Raw genomic sequence first — 20,033 nt, 5'->3', positions numbered from 1 at the left:
GCCGGATATCAGCGTCTAGCCACCACGGTTAGACGGATGCCAGAACGTCGTCGCCCTCTCGACAAGCGCCACGACGCCATAAAAAACCGAACCGATCAGCGCTGCAACAGCGATTTCGGCCCAAACCATATCGACATTCATGCGGCCGATCTCGGTCGAGATGCGAAAGCCCATGCCGACGATCGGCGTGCCGAAGAACTCGGCGACGATCGCGCCGATCAGCGCCAGCGTCGAGTTGATCTTCAGTGCGTTGAAGATGAAGGGCATGGCGGCGGGCAGGCGCAGCTTTATCAGCGTCTGCCAGTAGTCGGATGCGTAGGAGCGCATAAGGTCCCGTTCCATAGCGCCCGCCACACCGAGACCCGCCACCGTGTTCACCAGCATCGGGAAGAAGGTCATGATGATGACGACCGCCGCCTTCGACTGCCAGTCGAAGCCGAACCACATGACCATGATCGGCGCCACGCCGATGATCGGCAGGGCCGAGACCATGTTGCCGATGGGAATAAGGCCGCGGCGCAGGAAAGCGAAGCGGTCGGCCAGGATCGCGACGGCGAACCCCGATGCGCAACCGACCACATAACCGAACAGTACGGCCTTGAAGATGGTCTGCTGGACATCGGCCCAGAGGACGGAAACCGAGCCGGCGATGCGGGCGCCGATCGCGGAGGGTGGCGGAAGCAGGATGAAGGGGATTCCGGCCCCTCGGGTGACGGCCTCCCAGAGGATCAGGATCCAGATGCCGAAGATCGCCGGGATCAGCAGGCGCAGGAAGGAGCGGGCCGTGGAAGACCGGGGCTCGATCTGCGCGAGTTCGGAAACGGTGCCCCAGGCGAGGAGCCAGCTCGCCGCGATCATCAGGAAAAAGGAGGCGGACATCTGCCCCTCATTTCCGTCCAGCCTGGAAAGCAACATGGCGGCGGGAATATGGGCTCCGACGAAGAGAACACCGGCACGCATTGCATGCCCGCGATCTCCCAGCGTCAGCACGACATTGAGTGCTGCGGCAAGAATTATCAAAGCTATCGTCATGCCGCCCTCTATGGGAGCCGGCGCGTCGGGGAGGGTGAGCGGCAGCCGGGCTGCGGCCAGAGCCGTCAGCAGGCCCGCAAGCAGCGGCTGCCAATTGCGCTTCAACCGCCTCATGCCGGCCTCCCGCCCATGGAGCGATCGACGATCCTGGCGACGATCCCCACGATCGTGACCAGGAGGGCGGCCAGCACGGAGCCGGCGATCAACGCCGCCCAGATGTCGATCGTCTGGCTGTAATAGGCGCCGGCCAGGAGCTTGGAGCCGATGCCGGCGACGGCACCCGTCGGCAGTTCGCCGACAATCGCGCCGACCAGGCTTGCGGCGATCGCCACTTTCATCGACGTGAATAGGAAGGGGATCGAGGCGGGCACGCGCAGCTTCCAAAATGTCTGGGTGGCGCTGGCATTATAGGTCCGCATCAGATCGAGCTGGATGAGTTCCGGCGAGCGCAGGCCTTTCACCATGCCGACCGCGACGGGAAAAAAGGAGAGGTAGGTGGAGATCAGCGCCTTGGGGAGCAGGCCGGTGATGTTGACCGCCGCCAGCACCACGATCACCATCGGGGCGATTGCCAGGATCGGAATCGTCTGCGAGGCGATGATCCAGGGCATCAGGCTGCGGTCGAGCGCCTTCACATGCACGATGCCGACCGCGATCAGTATGCCGAGCAACGTGCCCATTGTGAAGCCGGCGACCGTCGAGGACAGTGTCACCCAGGCATGATAGACGAGGCTGCGGTTGGACGTGACGCGGCGCAGGAAGGTGTTTTCGAAAAGGTTCTGCGCCACCTGATGCGGCGCCGGCAGCACCGGTTTCGGCTGTGCCATGGTCTTGCCGACGAACTCCATCGCTGTCGATGTGACATTGCCCCGCCGATCGAGATCGCGCTGGAACGGCGCGTTCATGAAATAGGCGCCGACGTACCAGACGGCGACGATCACCACGAGGATGGTGAGGACGGGGAGGGTGCGGTTCTTGAGGGAGTCGGGCTTCATGCGATGGCTCCCCGAGGCTGCGGATCGTGGCCACCCCCCTCTGTCCTGCCGGACATCTCCCCCTCAAGGGGGGAGATCGGCCAGACGGACCACCTTTGCGAAATATTCAGCGCCTTGGCGGTAGGCGCGGCAATCTCGGATCCGACTTGAGGTCTGAGCCATGCTGCTATCCGATCTCCCCCCTTGAGGGGGAGATGTCCGGCAGGACAGAGGGGAGCATACCCACGCAACAAGGCGTTATTCCTCATAGCTGTGCCCCGCCCTCAAACCTTCGCGCACCCGGTGGGCAATCTCCAGGAATTCCGGCGTTTCGCGGATTTCGAGCGGCCGTTCCTTCGGCAGCGTCGATTCGATGATATCGGTCACTCGGCCCGGGCGGGGCGACATGACGACGATCCGGGTCGACAGATAGACGGCTTCCGGAATGGAGTGGGTCACGAAACAGATTGTCTTTTCGGTTCGCGCCCAGAGTTTCAGAAGCTGCTCGTTCAGATGGTCGCGGACGATTTCGTCCAGCGCGCCGAAGGGTTCGTCCATCAGCAGAAGATCAGCATCGAAGGCAAGCGCGCGAGCGATCGAGGCACGCTGCTGCATGCCGCCGGACAGCTGCCAGGGATATTTCTTGCCGAAGCCCGACAGGTTGACGAGATCGAGCGTGCGTTCGATGCGCTTTCCGCGTTCGGCTGCCGAATGTCCCATGATCTCCAGCGGCAGTGCGATGTTCTTTTCGATCGTCCGCCACGGATAAAGGGCCGGCGCCTGAAAGACGTAGCCGTAGGAGCGGGATTTACGCGCCTCTTCGGGCGTCATGCCGTTGACGGTGATCTCGCCATCGGTGTTTTTTTCCAGATCGGCGATGACCCTGAGGAATGTAGTCTTGCCGCAGCCTGACGGCCCGATGAAGGAGACGAAATCGCCCTTGCTGACTTCCAGGTCCACATTCGAGAGCGCATGGACGGGGCCGTCGCCGGTTTCAAAGGTCAGGCCTAGTTTTCTGGCGGAAACGACGGAGAGGGAAGTCACTGACATTGGATATAAAGTCCATGCTGGATATCGTCCGGGAGGCCGGGCGTATTCTGAAGGGAAGGCGTATCACCAAAAGGCATCGGATCATGGTAAGTTTGAAGACGATGCCGTCGTCTGGAGGAAGAACGCAATGGACACTGTTTCAAAACCCACCTGCCGTATCGTGAAACCCGATGCCACCTATGACGGGAAGCAGGGACTGAGCTACTTTCAAGGCATTGCCGCCGAGACCGTCGGCTCCAGGGGCATCTGCATGCATCTGCTCACCATCCCGCCGGGCGTGAAGGCAAAAGCGCATCTGCATGAAACGCACGAAACGGCGATCTACATGCTCTCCGGTTCGGCCCACACCTGGTACGGCGACCGGCTGGAGAACTATGTCGTGCTGCATGCCGGCGAGCTGATGTATATTCCTGCCGGAGTGCCGCATCTGCCGGCCAATCTGTCGAACACGCCCTGCACGGCGGTGATCGCCCGCACCGATCCCAACGAGCAGGAAAGCGTCGTGCTTTTGCCGGAGCTGGATGGGTTGGTGGAGATTCCAGCCTGACTGTTCATTGCCGGCCTGCTGCATCGCCCTCACATTACACCCCGCTTGCCGGAATGCCTGTCCGTTCCACCTTGCGCGGCGCGGTCAGCTCCTTCCAGGTGGAAAGCGCCCTGTTGACCGCCTGGAACGGTTCGCGCTTGACGAACTGGCCATGGCCTTCCTGGGTCTTGACGGTGGCCTCCTCGATGGCGACCACGCCGCGGGTGAGCGTGTAGCGGGGCAGACCCATCACCTGCTTACCTTCGAAGACGTTGTAATCGATCGCCGACTGCTGGTTTCCGGCCAAAATCGTCTTTGAGCGCTTCGGATCCCAGACGACGATATCCGCATCGGCGCCTACGAGGATGGCGCCCTTTCGCGGATAGATATTGAGTATCTTGGCGATATTAGTGGAGGTGACGGCCACGAATTCGTTCATGGTGATGCGGCCGGTATTGACGCCATAGGTCCAGAGCATCGGCATGCGGTCTTCGAGGCCGCCGGTGCCGTTCGGGATTTTCCGGAAATCGCCGGCGCCGGTACGCTTCTGTTCTGTGGTGAAGGCGCAGTGATCGGTCGCCACCACCTGCAGCGAGCCCGATGCAAGGCCCGCCCAGAGACTGTCCTGATGCTGCTTGTTGCGGAAGGGCGGGCTCATGACGCGGCGGGCGGCATGGTCCCAGTCCTTGTTAAAATATTCGCTTTCGTCGAGCGTCAGGTGCTGGATCAGCGGTTCGCCATAAACGCGCATGCCGTTCTGGCGGGCACGGCGGATTGCCTCATGCGCCTGTTCGCAGGATGTGTGGACGACATAGAGCGGCACGCCCGCCATGTCGGCGATGATGATGGCGCGGTTGGTCGCCTCACCCTCGACGGAGGCCGGTCGGGAATAGGCATGCGCCTCCGGCCCGTTATTGCCTTCGTCCATGAGCTTCTGCTGCATGGCTGCGACCACGTCGCCGTTTTCGGCATGGACGAGGGGCAGGGCGCCGAGTTCGGCGCAGCGCTGGAACGAGGCGAACATCTCGTCGTCATTCACCATCAGCGCGCCCTTGTAGGCCATGAAGTGCTTGAAAGTGTTGATGCCGTGATGCAGCACGACGGCCTTCATCTCGTTGAAGACCTGCTCGCCCCACCAGGTGACTGACATATGGAAGGAGTAATCGCAATTGGCGCGGGTCGCCTTGTTGTCCCAGCGCTTCAGCGCATCGAGCAGAGACTGACCCGGTTCGGGCAGACAGAAGTCCACCACCATGGTGGTGCCGCCGGCGAGCGCGGCGCGGGTTCCGCTCTCGAAATCGTCGGAGGAGTAGGTGCCCATGAAGGGCATTTCCAGATGCACATGCGGGTCGATGCCGCCCGGCATGACATAACAGCCTGCAGCGTCCAACGTCGTGTCGCCCGAAAGATTCGGTCCGATCTCGATGATCCTGCCGCCGTCGATCTTGACGTCCGCCTTGTAGGTCAGGTCGGCGGTGACGATGGTTCCACCCTTGATGACTGTGGTCATGGTTTTCGTTCCTTATTCTCTTTTTTGAATGAGGCCGGTGAATAAAAGCCGGAGGCCGGGTCTGCCTCAAGGTGGCCGCTTAGCGCTGCGAGAATTGTCTCGAGTACGGAGGGGCGTGCACGCGAAACTTCGTGATTCCAAAAACGCAGCACTGCGTACCCTTGAGCGTTCAGCCAGCCGGTCCGCCTGCCATCATAAGCGTTGTCTGCATGTTGAGCGCCATCAACTTCAACGACGAGGCTGTGCTCGCGGCAAAGGAAATCCACGATGTAGGGACCTAATGGTACTTGGCGTGCGAACTTGTAACCATTGAGCCTGCGAGCGCGCAGGTCGCTCCAGAGATGGTATTCCTCTTCCGTTTCATTTTGACGGAGCTGCCGGGCTTGCGAAGTTTTTCCCGGACGGCGCTTGGTAACATCGTCCTTGGGCAGCTGCCGCTCCCCCTTATCCGACCCTTCGGGCCACCTTCTCCCCGCTGGGGAGAAGGGAAAAGTTGAGGCTGCGGCACGCCCTCCCTTCTCCCATCGGGGAGAAGGTGCCCAACGGGCGGATGAGGGGGCCAAGGCCTCGGTGCTTGCCATCACTCCACGATCTCCGCCGTCTCCAGCACGGCGTGGAACAGCACGTCCGCTCCCGCAGCCGCCCATTCCTTGGAAATGTCTTCTGCTTCGTTGTGCGAAAGGCCGCCGACGCAGGGGCACATGATCATCGTCGCGGGCGCGACTTTGGCCGCCCAGCACGCGTCGTGGCCAGCGCCGGAGATGATGTTCATGTGACTGTAGCCGAGTTTTTCCGCGGCCTCGCGCACGCGCCCGACCAGAACTGGGTCGAAAGTCACCGGATCGAAATGGCCGACAGCTTCGACGGAACAGCCGACGCCGAGCGCCTCGCAAATCTTTGCCGCTTCCGCCTCGATCTTCGCCCGCATGCGGTCGAGCTTTTCCTGTGAGGGGGTGCGGATATCGACGGTGAAGACGACCTTGCCTGGCAGAACATTTCGCGAGTTCGGCGAGAAAAAGACCTGGCCGACGCCGCCGACGGCACCCGGCTGTTCGCTCATCGCGACGTCCTGCACCATTTCCAGGATGCGGCCCATGGCGAGCCCCGCATTGACGCGCATATTCATCGGCGTCGAGCCGGTATGGGCCTCCCGACCGGTCAGTGTGAATTCCAGCCACCAGAGGCCCTGACAATGGGTGACGACGCCGATCTGCTTGTTTTCGGCCTCCAGGATCGGCCCCTGCTCGATGTGGTATTCGAAATAGGCGTGCATCTTTCTCGCGCCGACCTCTTCGTCGCCCACCCAACCGATGCGCTTCAATTCGTCGCCGAAACTCTTTCCTTCCGGATCCTTGCGGGAATAGGCGTAGTCGATCGAATGCACGCCGGCGAAGACGCCCGACGCAAGCATGGCCGGCGCGAAGCGGGCGCCTTCCTCATTCGTCCAGTTGGTGACGACGATCGGATGTTTCGTCCTGATGCCGAGGTCGTTCATGGTGCGCACCACCTCCAGCGCTCCAAGAACGCCGAGCACGCCGTCAAACTTGCCGCCGGTCGGCTGGGTATCGAGGTGGGAGCCGACATAGACCGGCAGCGCATCGGGATCGGTGCCGGCGCGGGTGGCAAACATCGTGCCCATCCTGTCGACGCCGAGTGTCAGCCCTGCTTCATCACACCATGTCTTGAAGAGATTGCGGCCTTCCTTGTCGTCATCCGTCAGCGTCTGGCGATTGTTGCCGCCGGCAATACCGGGGCCAATCTTCGCCATCTCCATCAGCATGTCCCAGAGACGGTCGCCGTTGACGCGCAAGTTCTCGCCTGGTGCTGCCACCATCAGATTGTCCTCACCTGTTTTTCACGCGTCCGCTTTTGCCGCGGGCGGCATGCTTTTTGTTCCCAATGGTCCTTCATCCGCATGGCGTTGGAAGATCGGCATTGCCTTTGTTTTGCTTGTCGCCGATAATTTGACCGATTGGTAAAACATTACAATTTCCGCAGCATCACTCAAGCCGAAAATCAGCAAAAATCCAGAGAAATGTGATCGGCGAAGCGAAGCGGACAGGGGAGGGAACAGGATGGCCATTCCGAGGGCTGCAAAGACGCAGCGGCGCACGCGCATCCAGGAGGAAAAGGAGGAACGCATTCTCGAGGCGGCGCTCGACGTTTTTTCCTCCAGTGGTTTCCGTGGCTCGACTATCGACCAGATCGCCGATGCGGCCGGCATGTCGAAACCGAACCTCCTCTATTATTTCCGCACCAAGGAGGCGATCCACCGCCAGCTCATCGACCGGGTGCTGTTCACCTGGCTGGAGCCTTTGCGTGCCTTCGATGCCGAAGGCGATCCCGAAGCGGAAATCCGCTCCTACATCCGCCGAAAACTCGAGATGGCCCGCGACTTCCCCCGCGAGAGCCGGCTTTTCGCCAACGAGATCCTGCAGGGAGCACCGCATATCGAGGACGAGCTGAAGGGGCCGCTCAAGGAGCTCGTAGACGAGAAGGCGGAGGTCATCCGCGCCTGGGCGCGGGCCGGCAAGATTGCCGCATGCGATCCTTATCACCTGATCTTCTCGATCTGGGCGACGACGCAGCATTATGCGGATTTCGACGTCCAGGTGCGGGCAGTCCTCGGACAGGAGGCCGCAGGCGAAGGCCGTTTCGAAGATGCCGCCCGGTTTCTGGAACAGCTCTACATGAATGGACTGCGGGTTGGGGCGGACTGACTGTCCAATATATTCGGCAGAAAAGAAAAAACGCCGGCCTGGGGCCGGCGTTGCAGTCTTGGGGGTATGGGATCAGGCGGCGGCCGAGGCGAAACCGGCGGTCGGGACTTCCGAGATCGTCTTCAGAACCTGCGAAGCGATCTGGTAGGGGTCGCCCTGGGAGTTCGGGCGGCGGTCTTCCAGATAGCCCCTGTAGTCGTTCTTGACGAAGGAATGCGGAACGCGGATCGAAGCGCCGCGGTCGGCAACGCCGTAGGAGAACTTGTTCCACGGAGCCGTTTCGTGCTTGCCGGTCAGGCGCTTGTCGTTGTCCGGGCCATAGACGTTGATGTGGTCCATGAGATTCTTTTCGAACTGGGCCATCAACGCCTCGAAATAGGCCTTGCCGCCGACTTCGCGCATGAACTTGGTGGAGAAGTTGCAGTGCATGCCCGAACCGTTCCAGTCCGTGTCGCCGAGCGGCTTGCAGTGGAACTCGATGTCGATGCCGTACTTTTCGCAGAGGCGGAGAAGCAGGTAGCGCGCCATCCAGATCTGGTCGGCGGCCTTCTTGGAGCCCTTGCCGAAAACCTGGAATTCCCACTGGCCCTTTGCCACTTCGGCATTGATGCCTTCGTGGTTGATGCCGGCAGCGAGGCAGAGGTCTAGGTGCTCTTCAACGATTTCGCGGGCGATTGAACCGACGTTCTTGTAGCCGACGCCGGTATAATACGGACCCTGGGGAGCCGGGAAGCCGGATTCCGGGAAGCCGAGCGGGCGGCCGTTTTCGTAGAAGAAATATTCCTGCTCGAAACCGAACCACGCGTCCTCGTCGTCGAGGATGGTTGCGCGGCTGTTCGACGGATGCGGCGTGACGCCATCGGGCATCATCACTTCACACATTACCAGCACGCCGTTGGTGCGGGCTGGGTCAGGATAAAGCGCGACGGGCTTCAGCACGCAATCGGAGCTGCGGCCTTCGGCCTGCATGGTCGACGAACCGTCAAAGCCCCAGAGCGGAAGCTGCTCGAGCGTCGGGAAGCTGTCGAATTCCTTGATCTGCGTCTTGCCACGCAGGTTCGGGGTCGGGGTGTAACCGTCGAGCCAGATGTACTCGAGCTTATACTTCGTCATTTTTTATCTCTCAGGCCGTGGTGTTCATGGTTGAGCCATCCTGAGGAAGCGGCGCCTGAATGGGCCGCGCCTCGGGCATGAACAAGGGGAGTGCATATCCCGTGCCAGTTTGAAGGCCGGGTGTCATTTTTTCTTAAAAAAGTGTGAAGGCGAGAGATGCCGGCCTATCCGACCGGGCGGCTGCGTCCCATAAATAAGCGCTCGCTCATGAAAATGGCGGCTTTTGCGCCTCTCCGGCACCTCGTCTGGAACTGCCGGAGACGAAAGACGTTTGCCTTGCGGGCGCTCGAAAAGAGCAAATTTAGCTTCGGCAGGCACAAGCGGCTAAATTAGTGCCTAGCGCCCGAGATTGAAGTGATATAAAATCGTGCAATCAGCACAAAAAATGTGCAATTTGTGCTGGTGTGTATCTATATGCACCATTCGGTTTAGGAGACGATAGGATGACCACTGACATCCATCGTGAAACGGCCAGAATCTACCAGTTCCCCATCCGTCCCCGGCGGCGGCTCGATAACGGTGCTACGGCACCGAGCAGCGATCTGGAGATCGCCGGCAACGTTGTCGACACGTGCTGGTATCACGACGAAGCGGTCAAGGATTCGACCTCAAAGACCAACGAGCGCCCGAAGCCCTGCTGAGCGCTTATGGAGAGGCTTTGCCTTTCCGGCGGAGCTTTGCCTTTTTCTCCCGACTTATCAAAAAGCAAATAGCTTGAGCATCGCATATCCGAAGATTGCGATGAACAGCCATCCGAAGGCGCCGAGCGCGAGGGGGCGCCAGCCCTCCGCTTTCAAGTTTCCGATATCCGTATGCAGCCCCATGGCAGCGAGGGCCATGGAGAGAAGAAAGGCAGTCGCTGTCGCGAGCGCCTGGCTGATGCCGGCAGGGATGGGGACGGCACTGTTGAACAGCATCATGCCGACAAACCCCAGCACGAACCATGGCATCGGTATGGCACCCTTTGCGGCGCCCGCCGGACCGGAGCGCATGGCGAGCGCCAGCGTCATGACCAGCGGCGCCAGCATGACGACGCGGGCGAGCTTCGAGATCGTCCCGAACTGGCCAGCGACATCGCCGCCCTGGAAGGCCGCCGCCACCACCTGTGCCACTTCATGGATCGTGGTGCCCGTCCAGAGGCCGAAACCGCGAGCATCGAGGCCAAGAGGGGCGGCCAGCAGAGGATAAACAAGCATCGACAGTGAGCCGAACAGCGTGACGCAGGCAACCGCATAGGCGACGTGTTCCTGCTTTCCGCGAATCACGGTGTTGGCCGCGATGACTGCCGACGCACCGCAGACCGAGGTGCCGGCGGCAATCAGATCGGTCAGCGAGCGGTCGACACCCATCATCCGGCCGGCGATGCGGATCGCGACGAAGGTCGCGGCGAGGGTCAGCGCGACCATCGCAAGACCACCGCCGCCAAGGGACAAGATCTGTGCTGCAGTCACCTGCAGGCCAAGCAGAATGATGCCGAAGCGCAGAATACGCTTCAGCGAAAAGGTGATTCCGGCTTGCGTCGCGGCTGGAACCGTGGCGCCGTTGCGGATCAGTATGCCGATGAGGATCGAGAGAATAAGCGGGCTCAGCGCCATCCATCCGGTCAGATTGCGGATGGCAATCGCCGTCGCGGCGATCGCGGCCGTCAGAACGAGGCCGGGAAGAACAGGGGCGACAGCGGCGAAGCGGAACGAAGAGGCGGAGGAGTGTTCTGCTGCCGGTTGGATCTGCTTCATGATTTTTCCAAAGCGTGAGGCGATGATGGAAAATCATTCTCCATGGAGAAGAAACACAAATCCAATTGATAAGTCTTGTGATACCGTTCTTAAAAATCGAATGGTTTGGCTAGCATGACCCTTGAACAGCTCAGGATATTTCTCGAAGTAGCAGAGCGCGAACACGTCACGCGGGCGGCGGAGGCGTTGAACCTTACCCAATCCGCCGTGAGTGCGGCGGTCTCGGCGCTGGAAGCGCGGCATTCCGTCATCCTGTTCAACCGCGTCGGACGCCGGATCGAGTTGACGGAAGCGGGGCGGCTCTTCGTGCCGGAGGCACGGGCGGTGCTGGAGCGTGCCCGGACGGCAGAGCACATGCTTGCCGATCTCGGAGGTTCGGCTTCGGGGGTGCTGCGCGTTCACGCCAGCCAGACGGTGGCGAGCTACTGGCTGCCGGCGCGGCTCGTCGGTTATCATGAGCGCTTTCCGCGCGTCGACGTGCAGCTGACCGTGGGCAATACGCAGAGCGCTGCGGAAGCAGTGCTCGCTGGAGCGGCCGAGCTTGCGGTGGTGGAAGGCGAAGTCCTGCTGCCCGGCCTCAAGCGTCGCAAGGTGGCAGAAGACCGGCTGGTGCTGGTCGTCGGCCGCCGTCATCCCTGGGCCGACGGGAGAAAGATACGGTCCGGCGATTTCCTTGAGACCAACTGGATCATGCGCGAAAAAGGGTCCGGGACGCGTTCGGCCTTCGAAGCGCTGCTCGTCAATCTCGGCATCGAGCCGCAATCCCTGTCCGTCGTGCTTGAACTGCCGTCGAACGAAGCGGCCATGGCCGCAGCCGAGGCAGGCCTTGCCGCGACCGTGATTTCGAGCCGCGCTGCCCAACCTCATTCTTCTTCCGGCCGACTGCATGTCGCCGATTTTTCAATGCCGGTGCGGCAGTTTTCTGCGCTCCATCACGCCGAACGGCATGCGACGCGGGCGCTGCGGGCCATGCTCGACGTCCTCAGCGAACCGATGGAAGAGGAAAGCATCTAACCGCAAGAACTGGAAGAGCGCGAAGAACCGGAACTCCTTCCTTCTGCAGAACGTTTGCCCGGCAGGACGAACCAAGGGATCGGATATGGCAGAAGACAAGAAAGCTCAAGAAGCGGTGGAGCATGTCGGGAAACCGGGAGACGCGGCAAAACATCCCGCTGCCGGACCGCATGCCAAGCCGCACCTCACCGACAAGGAGAAGACGCCGGGGACCGGCTCGCTGCCCGAGCCGGATGCAAAGGAAGCCGACGCCGGACCGGATTAGGTGCGACGCCGTGCCCCTTGCCCTGATGAGGAGACGCCATTAACACCATGACGCAGCAAATGTGGCGGTGGGCATGGCAGGCGAAACAATCACACTCTATGAAGCGATCGGCGGAGACGCGACGGTGCGTGCTCTGGTCAGGCGCTTCTACGAGCTGATGGACACGCTGCCCGAAGCCGCCCGCTGCCGGGCCGTGCATCCGCCGAGCCTCGAAGGCAGCGAAGCCAAACTGTACGATTATCTGACCGGCTATCTCGGCGGCCCTCCCGTCTATGTGGAGAAATACGGTCATCCAAGGCTGCGCTCGCGCCATTTCGGCGCCGCCATCGGCCCCGAGGAGCGGGACGAATGGATACTCTGTTTCCGTCGGGCGATGGACGAGACCATCGAGAATCCGAAACTGCGCGATATCATCTGGGCGCCGGTCGAACGGCTGGCCTTCCACATGCAGAACAAGGAATAGGCCGTTGAAGGGGCTGGACAAACTGCGACCGTTGATCCTGCTTGTGAGCGGTCTGATGGGCGCTGCGGGGGTGGCTCTGGCAGCGGCTGCCAGCCACGGCGGCGATACTGTTTTCCTGGGCTCGGCCTCGACCATGTGCCTGGCACATGCGCCGGTCCTGCTCGGGCTCTATCTTGGCCACCTGCATTTTCGAACGGCAACGCTTGCCGCTCTGGTGCTCGGGTTGGGCACGATCATCTTCGCCGGCGACCTGGTGTCACGGCACTATCTCGGCGACCGGCTGTTTCCTTTTGCGGCGCCGACCGGCGGCACATTGATGATGCTCGGCTGGCTGGCGGTGGCGGCAGGCACGTTTCTCACCGTAAGACGCGCCTGAACCTTGCCTGATGGCGGCAGAGGAGGTTCTACTGCCTCGCTGGTATGATCGCCTGGATGAGCTGACCCTCGCTTTTGCCGGATTTCGTCGCAATATCGATCAGGGCAAGATCGGCCGCGGCCGCGGAGAAACCCTGTTCATTGAGATGTTTCACCAGATTGTCCGACGTATCCCCCAGCAACGGGGCGACTTGCGACAATGGATTCTTGATGATTTCGCGCGTGAATGCAAACTGGGGCGGGCCGCCGGCCTGCGGTTCGCTGCTCGGCCAGATGAAATAGGCGCTCCCCAATACGGAGACGAGCAGCGCCACGGTCATCGGCAGGTGCCGGAAATAGTTGGTAAACGGCCGCCAGTTCTTCCAAACGTGCAGGACGAAGGGCAAGATAAGCGCCACGCTCAGCCATTCGTGCATTCCGTGAAACCATGCCGTACCGACATGGAAGAAAAGGGCGACGCCGGAGATGAGCGAGACCAGGAAAAGGCCGGTGATAAGCGGGGTCGCGTAGCGGAGAAAGAAGTTTTTCATGTGAGGCACCGTCGTTCGTTTCAACGATATCTGCCCCAGCACTACGCCTTGTTGTAGTTAAATCCCTGTAACTATTGATGCCTGTCAAAAGCCAACACCACTCCCGTCTCCGCAGCGGAAAGGGTCGGCTCGTCACGTCGGCGCGGGGCGACCGGCAACGCCACCACATTGGTCATGTCCGGCGCCGCATTGGCCCGATTTGCCAGCAGCGCATAAAGCTCGGGCACCAGACCGTCGCCATTTTGTTCAGCAAGCTTGTGGAGGCCGATAAAGAGGCTCACGTCACGACGTTCTTCGTTCATCATTGCGTTCCTTCATCGTCTGGAGCGCCCGCTCCAGACTCGATTTCGATCCGTTGCGCAGGGGCACGAAGGCGACGCCGAACTTCTTGCAGCCGGTCTTCACCCTCAGGCATGCATCGTGGCTGATACAGTCGATGGGGCAGAAAACGCAGTCCACCGAGGGCAGCACCGTATCGATGCGCGAAACTGCTTCACGCAAACCCCCGTCGTGGTGAATTAGTTCCGCACCGAAATCGCTGGCAATCTCGCGAAGGTGCGCCACCTGACAATCGCGGCCGCCGACATAAAGGAAACTGCGGACGTCGATCGCGCCGTTGCCGGCGGCGGCCGATGTTCTGGATGCCTTCTCGGCGTCGCTATTGCCGTTCTTGCGCTTCTGCTTCTTTGCCATGACGCTCCCCGTTTGGCCGAGTCTGTGCGGGCGGAACCCCTCGATGGCGCGCACCATAGTAAAGTTGATTTTGTGAGTAAAGATTAAAGTTGATTGATTAAGTCATGATATCGAAGGCCGGCTTACCAGTCGGCTTCGGCAAAAATTTACCGTTTGATAAATTTTTTTGCTGTGGTACCTTTTTCCCAATAGTTGTCCATGAATCCATAAAAGAGGGAACATAAGATGGATCGACTGGGAAACGGTATTGAGGCCGGACGCCTCACGCCGGCGGAATACGAGTCGAATTTCGCCGATCTCCACCCGCGTCTCGACAGTCACGAGGCGCTGGTCGCCGCCGACCGCTGTTATTTCTGCTACGACGCGCCGTGCATGACGGCCTGTCCCACCGCCATCGATATCCCGCTGTTCATCCGGCAGATATCGACGGGCAATCCGATCGGATCAGCCAAGACGATTTTCGACCAGAATATCCTGGGCGGCATGTGCGCCCGCGTCTGTCCCACCGAAACGCTCTGCGAGCAGGTCTGCGTGCGCAACACCGCCGAGGACCGTCCGGTGGAGATCGGCAGGCTGCAGCGCTACGCGACCGATATCGCCATGGAGCAGGGGCGGCAGTTCTATAGCCGAAAAGCATCTACCGGAAAGACCGTCGCAATCGTCGGGGCAGGGCCTGCGGGACTTGCGGCCGCCCACCGCCTTGCCATGCACGGACATTCGGTGGTGATGCTGGAGGCCCGCGAAAAAGCGGGCGGGCTCAACGAATACGGTATCGCCACTTACAAGGCGGTCGACGACTTTGCCCGGCGCGAGGTCGAGTACGTTACGGCGATCGGCGGTATCGAGATCAGGAACGGCGTGGCGCTCGGCCGCGACTTCTCGCTTTCGGATCTGACGGCGAACTATGACGCCGTCTTCCTCGCCATGGGGCTTGCCGGCGTCAATGGGCTCGGCATCGAGGGCGAGGAACTCGAAGGCGTCGAGGATGCCGTCGATTTCATCGCGGCTCTCCGCCAGACAGCCGACAAGGCCACCGTTCCGATCGGACGGCGGGTCGTCGTGCTCGGCGGCGGCATGACCGCGATCGATGCGGCGATCCAGGCAAAGCTGCTCGGCGCCGAAGAAGTGACCATCTGCTATCGGCGCGGCAAGGAGAATATGAATGCGTCCGCCTATGAGCAGGATCTGGCGACCGCCAACGGCGTCATCATCCGCCATTGGCTGGCGCCTAAGGTAATTCTCGGTCAGGACGGCAAGGTGGCCGGTATCGAGGTGGAATATACCGCGATGCGCGACGGCAAGCTCGTCGGTACCGGCGAAACCGGCGTGATTGCCGCCGACCAGATCATGAAGGCGATCGGCCAGAGCTTCCTTGCCTCCGGTCTCGGGGCGCTGCAGATCGAGAGGGGCAAGATCTCGACCGACATCGAAGGCAGGACTTCGATCGAGGGCGTCTGGGCCGGCGGCGACTGCATCGGCCTTGGCGAGGATCTCACCGTTTCGGCCGTGGCGCAGGGGCGCGACGCCGCCGAGAGCATCAACCGTGTCCTGGCCGCCGGGGCGCGGCCGGCGACCGCCGTCGCCTGAGGGGAGATCGAACCATGGCTGATATCCGCAACAACTTCGTCGGCATCAAATCCCCCAATCCGTTCTGGCTGGCTTCCGCGCCGCCGACCGACAAGGCCTATAATGTCGAGCGCGCTTTCAAGGCGGGCTGGGGCGGCGTGGTCTGGAAGACGCTGGGCGAAGAAGGACCGCCGGTCGTCAACGTCAACGGCCCGCGCTACGGCGCGATCTGGGGCGCCGACCGGAGGCTTCTCGGGCTCAACAACATCGAGTTGATCACAGACCGCGACCTCTATACGAACCTGCGCGAAATGAAGCAGGTGAAGATGAACTGGCCGGACCGGGCGCTCATCGCCTCGATCATGGTTCCTTGCGAGGAAAATGCCTGGAAGGCGATCCTGCCGCTTGTCGAAGAGACGGGCGCCGACGGCATCGAACTCAACTTCGGCTGTCCGCACGGCATGTCCGAGCGCGGCATGGGCTCGGCGGTTGGTCAGGTGCCGGAATATATCGAGATGGTGGTGCGCTGGTGCAAGCAGTACACCCGCATGCCTGTCATCACCAAGCTGACGCCCAATATCACCGACATCCGCAAGCCGGCGCGGGCGGCACGAGCCGGCGGCACGGATGCCGTGTCGCTGATCAATACGATCAACTCGATCACCGGGGTCAATCTCGACACCTTCTCGCCTGAACCTTCGATCGACGGCCGCGGCAGCCATGGCGGCTATTGCGGTCCCGCGGTCAAGCCGATCGCGCTGAACATGGTGGCTGAAATCGCTCGCGATCCGGAAACCTACGGGCTGCCGATTTCCGGCATCGGCGGCGTCACGACCTGGCGCGACGCGGCAGAATTTCTGGTACTCGGCGCCGGCAACGTGCAGGTCTGCACGGCCGCGATGACCTACGGGTTCAAGATCGTCCAGGAGATGATCACCGGCCTCTCCGACTGGATGGACTCCAAGGGCCACCGGACGCTCGACGACATTACCGGTCGAGCCGTCCCGAACGTCTCCGACTGGCAATATCTGAACCTCAACTATGTGTCCAAGGCGCATATCGACCAGGATGCCTGCATCAAGTGCGGCCGCTGTCACATCGCGTGCGAGGACACCTCGCACCAGGCGATCACCAACGTCGTCAACGGTATCCGGCATTTCGAGGTGATCGAGGAGGAATGCGTCGGGTGCAATCTCTGCGTCAATGTCTGTCCGGTCCAGAACTGCATCACGATGGTGCCGCTTGCCGCCGGCGATCTCGACAAACGCACCGGCAAGGTGGTCGAGCCGACCTATGCCAACTGGACGACCCATCCCAACAATCCGATGGCGCGGCAGGCCGCGGAATAGGTTTCAATCCAAGAAAGGGCGGCGCGAGCCGCCCTTTTCGTATTCGTTTCTCAACCGCTGCTGATCCCGGCATAGATGCCGATGGTCAAGTATAGCAGCAGCGCCGCGACCGCGACGCCGACGATGAACAGAACAAGGCCTTTGCCGGCGCGGGCCTTTTTCACCTTCTGCCCGTGGCTATCGGCTGACGGCGCCAGTCCTGGTTCGTCCTCGGGTTTCATTCTGCCGCACTCCGTTTCTCAGGGCATTGAACATCGTTTTTTTTCATCAGGTTCCTGGAGTCCTGAAGATTTCGCGCCAATTGCCGAAAAGAGCGGGTCAGTGCTTTCCTGCGCTTCCTCGATGTTGTCCGCCTGATCATCGAGCGCTTTGGCCTGTTCCTCGAGGCGGTCGCTCAGTTTGCGGAGTTCCCGCTCGTCAAGCTTTTCGATGCCGACAAATCCGTTGGCTGCCTTGCTTGTAAGGATGAGTTCATCGAGTTTCGCCTGAACTGCCCTGCCATCCCGGTTCTGCGAGTTCTGCAGAACAAACACCATCAGGAACGTGACGATCGTGGTGGCGGTGTTGACGACGAGCTGCCAGGTTTCGGAGAAGCCGAAGAGAGGCCCGGTCAGCGCCCAGATAATGATGAAAACGACGGCCGAAACAAAAGCGACTGGTTTGCCCGACCATTCGGCAATGGCGCTCGAGAATCGGTCGAATATGTTGTTGCGTCCGCGGGGCGAAGCCATTTTCAATGTTCCAGGTGTCCTCTGCAGCTGCGTTCTGACGCTAGAAAGTTTAAAAGCGCGCCGAAGGTTCCACCGGCCGTTACAATCGAGGGGAATTGCGCCGCTCAAATGCCGGAACGGCCTTGAAGGCTCCGGGCATCGCCACACCTACTGTTTTTCGCCTATGATTTCCCGGACTAGCGGAAGCGAAGTTCTTTAGCGTTTTGTAATGTATTCTGGAATATTCGAGTCGAAGGCGGCTCTGGAGTGATTCTATGAAGGCCTTGGTGATCCGGTCAACGAAGACGACCCCCATTGCCGTCTTGCTCGGGTTCCTGGCCTTTTCCGCTCTGCTTGGGTGGACGGAGTACTCAAATTGGAGGGCCGAGGTCGGACGGGTCGAGATGAGCCTGGAGCAGACCGCGGAGGCAATTGCCCAGCATGCGGACGATGTCATCGAGACCTCGCGGCTCCCCCTTGCCAGCCTGATCGCGGTGATTGGCGATGAAGAGGGGCATCCCCATATTGCGGCGAAAATCAAATCGCTGATCACACGCCAGATGAAGGCGTCGCCGACGCTCGACACACTTTCCTATATCGATGCGGAAGGCCGCATGATCGCGACATCGGCTGACCGGCCGCCGGCGGGCGTGCTCTATACGGACCGGGAATATTTCCAGTACCACAAGGCCAAGCCCTTCCCGTTGCCGGTCCTCGGCAAGCCGATCAAGAGCCGCCTGTCGGGGGATTGGGTCTGGCCGATTTCACAGAAGGTCCTGCGGGCCGACGGCTCGTTCGGAGGCGTTGTCGTCTCCACCATTCGCGTCAAGCATTTCATCAATTTCTTCCGAAATTTCCCGGTCGGGAGCGACGGGTCTTTCCTGATGGCGCGCGGCGACGGCATGATTCTCGCTCGCGGTCCGATGGCGGAAAACTTCCTGGGCACCAACATGGCCGCGCACGAACTCTTTGCGCGACACCTGAGAGCGAGAACGGCGGGAGCCTTTCATTACCGATCTCCGGTGGACCAGCAGCAGCGGATCGGCGGCTTCTATCAGAGCGAGCGGACCGGCATCGTCGTTCTCGCCGCGGCCGCGAAGCAGCAGATCCTGCTTGAGTGGATGACACAGGCCAAGCTCCGCTGGATCTATGCCTTGGTTTTGATGGCCATTTCGGTCCTTGCCGCGTCCCATTGGCGCCAGCAGCTCAAGCGGCGCGAGGAAAGCGAGGCCCAGCTTGCGGCGCGCGAAGCCGAATTCAGGTTGCTTGCCGAATCATCGAGCGACGTCATCTCCCGTTTTGATGAGAACGGCATCCGGGAATATGTCTCTCCATCCTCGGCCGCGATCCTGGGCATCGAGGCGGATAGATTGATCGGAAAAAGCGTCTATGCCGGCATGACGGAAGAAGCCGAGGCAACCATTCGGGAGGCTGCAGCGCGGTTGCAGAACGGGTCGACCCACGAGAAATTCCTCATCAAGCATGTGAAGCCGAGCGGCGAGGAGGTGTGGCTCGAGACGGCCCTGAGCAAATTGCCGGAGCAAAACAAAGCGAGCGCGACGAGGGTCGTTGCGATCACTCGCGACGTCACGACACACAAGATCATGCATGATCAACTGGATCAGCTTGCCAGTACCGACGATCTGACGAAGCTCGCCAACCGCCGGTCCTTCAACGTCCGATTTGAAGAGGCAATGAAGCGGGCCCGGCGCGGCAGGACGCCATTGTCCCTGCTGATGATCGATGCCGACCGCTTCAAGCTGTTGAACGACATTTACGGTCATGCCGCCGGCGACGAATGCCTCGCACAGATTGCCGCTGTCGTCAGGAACTGCGTCAAGCGTCCCGGCGACATCGCCGCCCGTTACGGCGGCGAAGAAATGGCGGTGCTGCTGTCGGATGCGGATATCGGCGGGGCGTGGACAGTGGCTGAAAGAATTCGCGTGCAGGTCAGTGCGCTGGCCTTGCCGCATACGGGCAATCCGCCGTTCGGCCACGTCACCGTCAGCATCGGAACGGCCACGCTGCCACCGGAGGCGCCGGGCGACATCACTGCTCAGGCTCTGTTCACGCAGGCCGACGCGGCGCTTTATCGGGCGAAGGAAGCGGGGCGCAATCAGGTCATCAACGCCAACCGGACGTGGTACCAGATCGCGAAGTCGGCCACATGACCGGTATTTCCTACAAGCCCGTTGCTCTTGGCGAATATGTCGCGGATTTGCCGCGTGCATCGACTGTATCGGACATGCGCTTCAACTGTATCGAATGGCGACAAATGTCCCTATCCGATGCTTCGACGCCATGGAAGCGTTCACCGAATAGCGGCTGGTTGCTGTTGATCTTGTGGATCGGGGGATGCGCGATCTAGAACTTCTGTCTATGCTGCGTCAGCATTGTCTGACGATGA

The 20,033-nt window shown here is 60.9% G+C and carries 24 protein-coding genes; 10 read left to right on the top strand and 14 right to left on the bottom strand.

The genetic code is table 11. The annotated features are described in order from the left end of the window. Positions 1-15: 15 nt before the first annotated feature. From EDE05_RS06650 to EDE05_RS06635, 3 genes are all read right to left on the bottom strand, one after another. Entirely contained in the window at positions 16-1,146 is a 1,131-nt protein-coding gene (locus EDE05_RS06650; protein WP_105372960.1) for an ABC transporter permease, read from the bottom strand. Then, positions 1,143-2,027 (bottom strand): ABC transporter permease, encoded by an 885-nt coding sequence (locus tag EDE05_RS06645; RefSeq protein WP_132409271.1) that lies wholly within the window; start codon positions 2,025-2,027, stop codon positions 1,143-1,145. Before EDE05_RS06645 ends, EDE05_RS06650 begins: the two co-directional genes overlap by 4 nt. Positions 2,028-2,264: 237 nt before the next feature. After that, positions 2,265-3,056, bottom strand: coding sequence for an ABC transporter ATP-binding protein (locus EDE05_RS06635; RefSeq protein WP_105372958.1), 792 nt, complete (start codon positions 3,054-3,056; stop codon positions 2,265-2,267). A gap of 127 nt (positions 3,057-3,183) precedes the next feature. Between EDE05_RS06635 and EDE05_RS06630 the strand changes: the two genes are divergently transcribed. After that, positions 3,184-3,603 (top strand): cupin domain-containing protein, encoded by a 420-nt coding sequence (locus EDE05_RS06630; RefSeq protein ID WP_105372957.1) that lies wholly within the window; start codon positions 3,184-3,186, stop codon positions 3,601-3,603. Positions 3,604-3,637: 34 nt separating this feature from the next. On the opposite strand, the gene hydA is transcribed toward EDE05_RS06630, so the two are convergent. From hydA to EDE05_RS06610, 4 genes are read right to left on the bottom strand one after another with little or no spacing between them, the layout of a single operon-like run. Next, the gene (hydA, locus tag EDE05_RS06625; RefSeq protein WP_105372956.1) at positions 3,638-5,092 is read right to left on the bottom strand and encodes a dihydropyrimidinase; all 1,455 of its coding nucleotides are present in this window, start codon (positions 5,090-5,092) and stop codon (positions 3,638-3,640) included. Then, entirely contained in the window at positions 5,089-5,673 is a 585-nt protein-coding gene (locus EDE05_RS06620) for an endonuclease domain-containing protein (protein WP_105372955.1), read from the bottom strand. The genes hydA and EDE05_RS06620 overlap by 4 nt, the downstream gene beginning before the upstream one ends. Continuing rightward, the gene (locus tag EDE05_RS06615; protein WP_105372954.1) at positions 5,673-6,926 is read right to left on the bottom strand and encodes a Zn-dependent hydrolase; all 1,254 of its coding nucleotides are present in this window, start codon (positions 6,924-6,926) and stop codon (positions 5,673-5,675) included. Before EDE05_RS06615 ends, EDE05_RS06620 begins: the two co-directional genes overlap by 1 nt. A gap of 21 nt (positions 6,927-6,947) precedes the next feature. Next, positions 6,948-7,175 carry a hypothetical protein gene (locus tag EDE05_RS06610; RefSeq protein WP_132409269.1) on the bottom strand — a complete coding sequence of 76 codons (228 nt, stop codon included), beginning with the start codon at positions 7,173-7,175 and terminating at the stop codon, positions 6,948-6,950. Between EDE05_RS06610 and EDE05_RS06605 the strand changes: the two genes are divergently transcribed. After that, on the top strand, positions 7,168-7,812 hold the full coding sequence (locus tag EDE05_RS06605) for a TetR family transcriptional regulator C-terminal domain-containing protein (RefSeq protein ID WP_105372953.1): 645 nt from the start codon (positions 7,168-7,170) through the stop codon (positions 7,810-7,812). The genes EDE05_RS06610 and EDE05_RS06605 overlap by 8 nt on opposite strands. A gap of 72 nt (positions 7,813-7,884) precedes the next feature. On the opposite strand, the gene EDE05_RS06600 is transcribed toward EDE05_RS06605, so the two are convergent. Continuing rightward, on the bottom strand, positions 7,885-8,925 hold the full coding sequence (locus EDE05_RS06600; protein ID WP_105372952.1) for a glutamine synthetase beta-grasp domain-containing protein: 1,041 nt from the start codon (positions 8,923-8,925) through the stop codon (positions 7,885-7,887). A gap of 443 nt (positions 8,926-9,368) precedes the next feature. Here EDE05_RS06600 and EDE05_RS06595 point away from each other — a divergent pair, with 443 nt between their 5' ends. Further along, on the top strand, positions 9,369-9,566 hold the full coding sequence (locus EDE05_RS06595; protein WP_105372951.1) for a DUF2735 domain-containing protein: 198 nt from the start codon (positions 9,369-9,371) through the stop codon (positions 9,564-9,566). A gap of 57 nt (positions 9,567-9,623) precedes the next feature. Here EDE05_RS06595 and EDE05_RS06590 read toward each other — a convergent pair whose 3' ends face one another. After that, the gene (locus EDE05_RS06590; protein WP_105372950.1) at positions 9,624-10,661 is read right to left on the bottom strand and encodes a putative sulfate exporter family transporter; all 1,038 of its coding nucleotides are present in this window, start codon (positions 10,659-10,661) and stop codon (positions 9,624-9,626) included. 114 nt (positions 10,662-10,775) lie between these two features. Between EDE05_RS06590 and EDE05_RS06585 the strand changes: the two genes are divergently transcribed. The 4 genes from EDE05_RS06585 (at position 10,776) to EDE05_RS06570 (ending at position 12,779) form a co-directional block, all read left to right on the top strand. Beyond that, positions 10,776-11,675: a LysR substrate-binding domain-containing protein gene (locus tag EDE05_RS06585; protein WP_105372949.1), complete on the top strand. Its 900-nt coding sequence runs from the start codon at positions 10,776-10,778 to the stop codon at positions 11,673-11,675. A gap of 85 nt (positions 11,676-11,760) precedes the next feature. Beyond that, entirely contained in the window at positions 11,761-11,940 is a 180-nt protein-coding gene (locus tag EDE05_RS06580; protein ID WP_105372948.1) for a hypothetical protein, read from the top strand. Between the two features lie 73 nt (positions 11,941-12,013). Beyond that, positions 12,014-12,403: a group II truncated hemoglobin gene (locus EDE05_RS06575; protein WP_105372947.1), complete on the top strand. Its 390-nt coding sequence runs from the start codon at positions 12,014-12,016 to the stop codon at positions 12,401-12,403. 55 nt (positions 12,404-12,458) lie between these two features. Next, entirely contained in the window at positions 12,459-12,779 is a 321-nt protein-coding gene (locus EDE05_RS06570) for a DUF423 domain-containing protein (protein WP_105373064.1), read from the top strand. 28 nt (positions 12,780-12,807) lie between these two features. Here EDE05_RS06570 and EDE05_RS06565 read toward each other — a convergent pair whose 3' ends face one another. From EDE05_RS06565 to EDE05_RS06555, 3 genes are all read right to left on the bottom strand, one after another. Then, complete coding sequence (locus tag EDE05_RS06565) at positions 12,808-13,308, bottom strand: DUF4405 domain-containing protein (protein ID WP_105372946.1); 501 nt, start codon at positions 13,306-13,308, stop codon at positions 12,808-12,810. A 71-nt stretch (positions 13,309-13,379) separates the two neighbouring features. Further along, entirely contained in the window at positions 13,380-13,610 is a 231-nt protein-coding gene (locus EDE05_RS06560) for a hypothetical protein (RefSeq protein ID WP_105373063.1), read from the bottom strand. Next, positions 13,591-14,001, bottom strand: a complete 411-nt coding sequence (locus tag EDE05_RS06555; RefSeq protein WP_105372945.1) for a DUF2325 domain-containing protein — start codon at positions 13,999-14,001, stop codon at positions 13,591-13,593. The genes EDE05_RS06560 and EDE05_RS06555 overlap by 20 nt, the downstream gene beginning before the upstream one ends. Positions 14,002-14,226: 225 nt before the next feature. Here EDE05_RS06555 and EDE05_RS06550 point away from each other — a divergent pair, with 225 nt between their 5' ends. Continuing rightward, complete coding sequence (locus EDE05_RS06550) at positions 14,227-15,588, top strand: NAD(P)-dependent oxidoreductase (protein WP_132409267.1); 1,362 nt, start codon at positions 14,227-14,229, stop codon at positions 15,586-15,588. Positions 15,589-15,602: 14 nt separating this feature from the next. After that, positions 15,603-16,916, top strand: coding sequence for an NAD-dependent dihydropyrimidine dehydrogenase subunit PreA (gene preA / locus EDE05_RS06545; RefSeq protein ID WP_105372943.1), 1,314 nt, complete (start codon positions 15,603-15,605; stop codon positions 16,914-16,916). Between the two features lie 50 nt (positions 16,917-16,966). On the opposite strand, the gene EDE05_RS26735 is transcribed toward preA, so the two are convergent. Both EDE05_RS26735 and EDE05_RS06540 read right to left on the bottom strand, forming a co-directional pair. After that, positions 16,967-17,137, bottom strand: a complete 171-nt coding sequence (locus EDE05_RS26735; protein WP_165924113.1) for a hypothetical protein — start codon at positions 17,135-17,137, stop codon at positions 16,967-16,969. Between the two features lie 18 nt (positions 17,138-17,155). Then, complete coding sequence (locus EDE05_RS06540) at positions 17,156-17,647, bottom strand: low affinity iron permease family protein (RefSeq protein WP_105372942.1); 492 nt, start codon at positions 17,645-17,647, stop codon at positions 17,156-17,158. Between the two features lie 383 nt (positions 17,648-18,030). Between EDE05_RS06540 and EDE05_RS06535 the strand changes: the two genes are divergently transcribed. Further along, positions 18,031-19,797: a diguanylate cyclase gene (locus EDE05_RS06535; RefSeq protein ID WP_165924112.1), complete on the top strand. Its 1,767-nt coding sequence runs from the start codon at positions 18,031-18,033 to the stop codon at positions 19,795-19,797. The last annotated feature ends 236 nt before the right edge of the window (positions 19,798-20,033 follow it).

This window comes from Neorhizobium sp. R1-B, assembly GCF_004368875.1.
Classification (GTDB): Bacteria; Pseudomonadota; Alphaproteobacteria; order Rhizobiales; family Rhizobiaceae; genus Neorhizobium; species Neorhizobium huautlense.
This window is presented reverse-complemented; position numbering and strand designations above follow the sequence as displayed.

Coding starts and splice junctions, on each gene's coding strand:
- EDE05_RS06650 (WP_105372960.1), bottom strand. CDS start 1,146: ATGAGGCGGTTGAAGCGCAATTGGCAGCCGCTGCTTGCGGGCCTGCTG.
- EDE05_RS06645 (WP_132409271.1), bottom strand. CDS start 2,027: ATGAAGCCCGACTCCCTCAAGAACCGCACCCTCCCCGTCCTCACCATC.
- EDE05_RS06635 (WP_105372958.1), bottom strand. CDS start 3,056: ATGTCAGTGACTTCCCTCTCCGTCGTTTCCGCCAGAAAACTAGGCCTG.
- EDE05_RS06630 (WP_105372957.1), top strand. CDS start 3,184: ATGGACACTGTTTCAAAACCCACCTGCCGTATCGTGAAACCCGATGCC.
- hydA (WP_105372956.1), bottom strand. CDS start 5,092: ATGACCACAGTCATCAAGGGTGGAACCATCGTCACCGCCGACCTGACC.
- EDE05_RS06620 (WP_105372955.1), bottom strand. CDS start 5,673: ATGGCAAGCACCGAGGCCTTGGCCCCCTCATCCGCCCGTTGGGCACCT.
- EDE05_RS06615 (WP_105372954.1), bottom strand. CDS start 6,926: ATGGTGGCAGCACCAGGCGAGAACTTGCGCGTCAACGGCGACCGTCTC.
- EDE05_RS06605 (WP_105372953.1), top strand. CDS start 7,168: ATGGCCATTCCGAGGGCTGCAAAGACGCAGCGGCGCACGCGCATCCAG.
- EDE05_RS06610 (WP_132409269.1), bottom strand. CDS start 7,175: ATGGCCATCCTGTTCCCTCCCCTGTCCGCTTCGCTTCGCCGATCACAT.
- EDE05_RS06600 (WP_105372952.1), bottom strand. CDS start 8,925: ATGACGAAGTATAAGCTCGAGTACATCTGGCTCGACGGTTACACCCCG.
- EDE05_RS06595 (WP_105372951.1), top strand. CDS start 9,369: ATGACCACTGACATCCATCGTGAAACGGCCAGAATCTACCAGTTCCCC.
- EDE05_RS06590 (WP_105372950.1), bottom strand. CDS start 10,661: ATGAAGCAGATCCAACCGGCAGCAGAACACTCCTCCGCCTCTTCGTTC.
- EDE05_RS06585 (WP_105372949.1), top strand. CDS start 10,776: ATGACCCTTGAACAGCTCAGGATATTTCTCGAAGTAGCAGAGCGCGAA.
- EDE05_RS06580 (WP_105372948.1), top strand. CDS start 11,761: ATGGCAGAAGACAAGAAAGCTCAAGAAGCGGTGGAGCATGTCGGGAAA.
- EDE05_RS06575 (WP_105372947.1), top strand. CDS start 12,014: ATGGCAGGCGAAACAATCACACTCTATGAAGCGATCGGCGGAGACGCG.
- EDE05_RS06570 (WP_105373064.1), top strand. CDS start 12,459: ATGGGCGCTGCGGGGGTGGCTCTGGCAGCGGCTGCCAGCCACGGCGGC.
- EDE05_RS06565 (WP_105372946.1), bottom strand. CDS start 13,308: ATGAAAAACTTCTTTCTCCGCTACGCGACCCCGCTTATCACCGGCCTT.
- EDE05_RS06560 (WP_105373063.1), bottom strand. CDS start 13,610: ATGAACGAAGAACGTCGTGACGTGAGCCTCTTTATCGGCCTCCACAAG.
- EDE05_RS06555 (WP_105372945.1), bottom strand. CDS start 14,001: ATGGCAAAGAAGCAGAAGCGCAAGAACGGCAATAGCGACGCCGAGAAG.
- EDE05_RS06550 (WP_132409267.1), top strand. CDS start 14,227: ATGGATCGACTGGGAAACGGTATTGAGGCCGGACGCCTCACGCCGGCG.
- preA (WP_105372943.1), top strand. CDS start 15,603: ATGGCTGATATCCGCAACAACTTCGTCGGCATCAAATCCCCCAATCCG.
- EDE05_RS26735 (WP_165924113.1), bottom strand. CDS start 17,137: ATGAAACCCGAGGACGAACCAGGACTGGCGCCGTCAGCCGATAGCCAC.
- EDE05_RS06540 (WP_105372942.1), bottom strand. CDS start 17,647: ATGGCTTCGCCCCGCGGACGCAACAACATATTCGACCGATTCTCGAGC.
- EDE05_RS06535 (WP_165924112.1), top strand. CDS start 18,031: ATGAGCCTGGAGCAGACCGCGGAGGCAATTGCCCAGCATGCGGACGAT.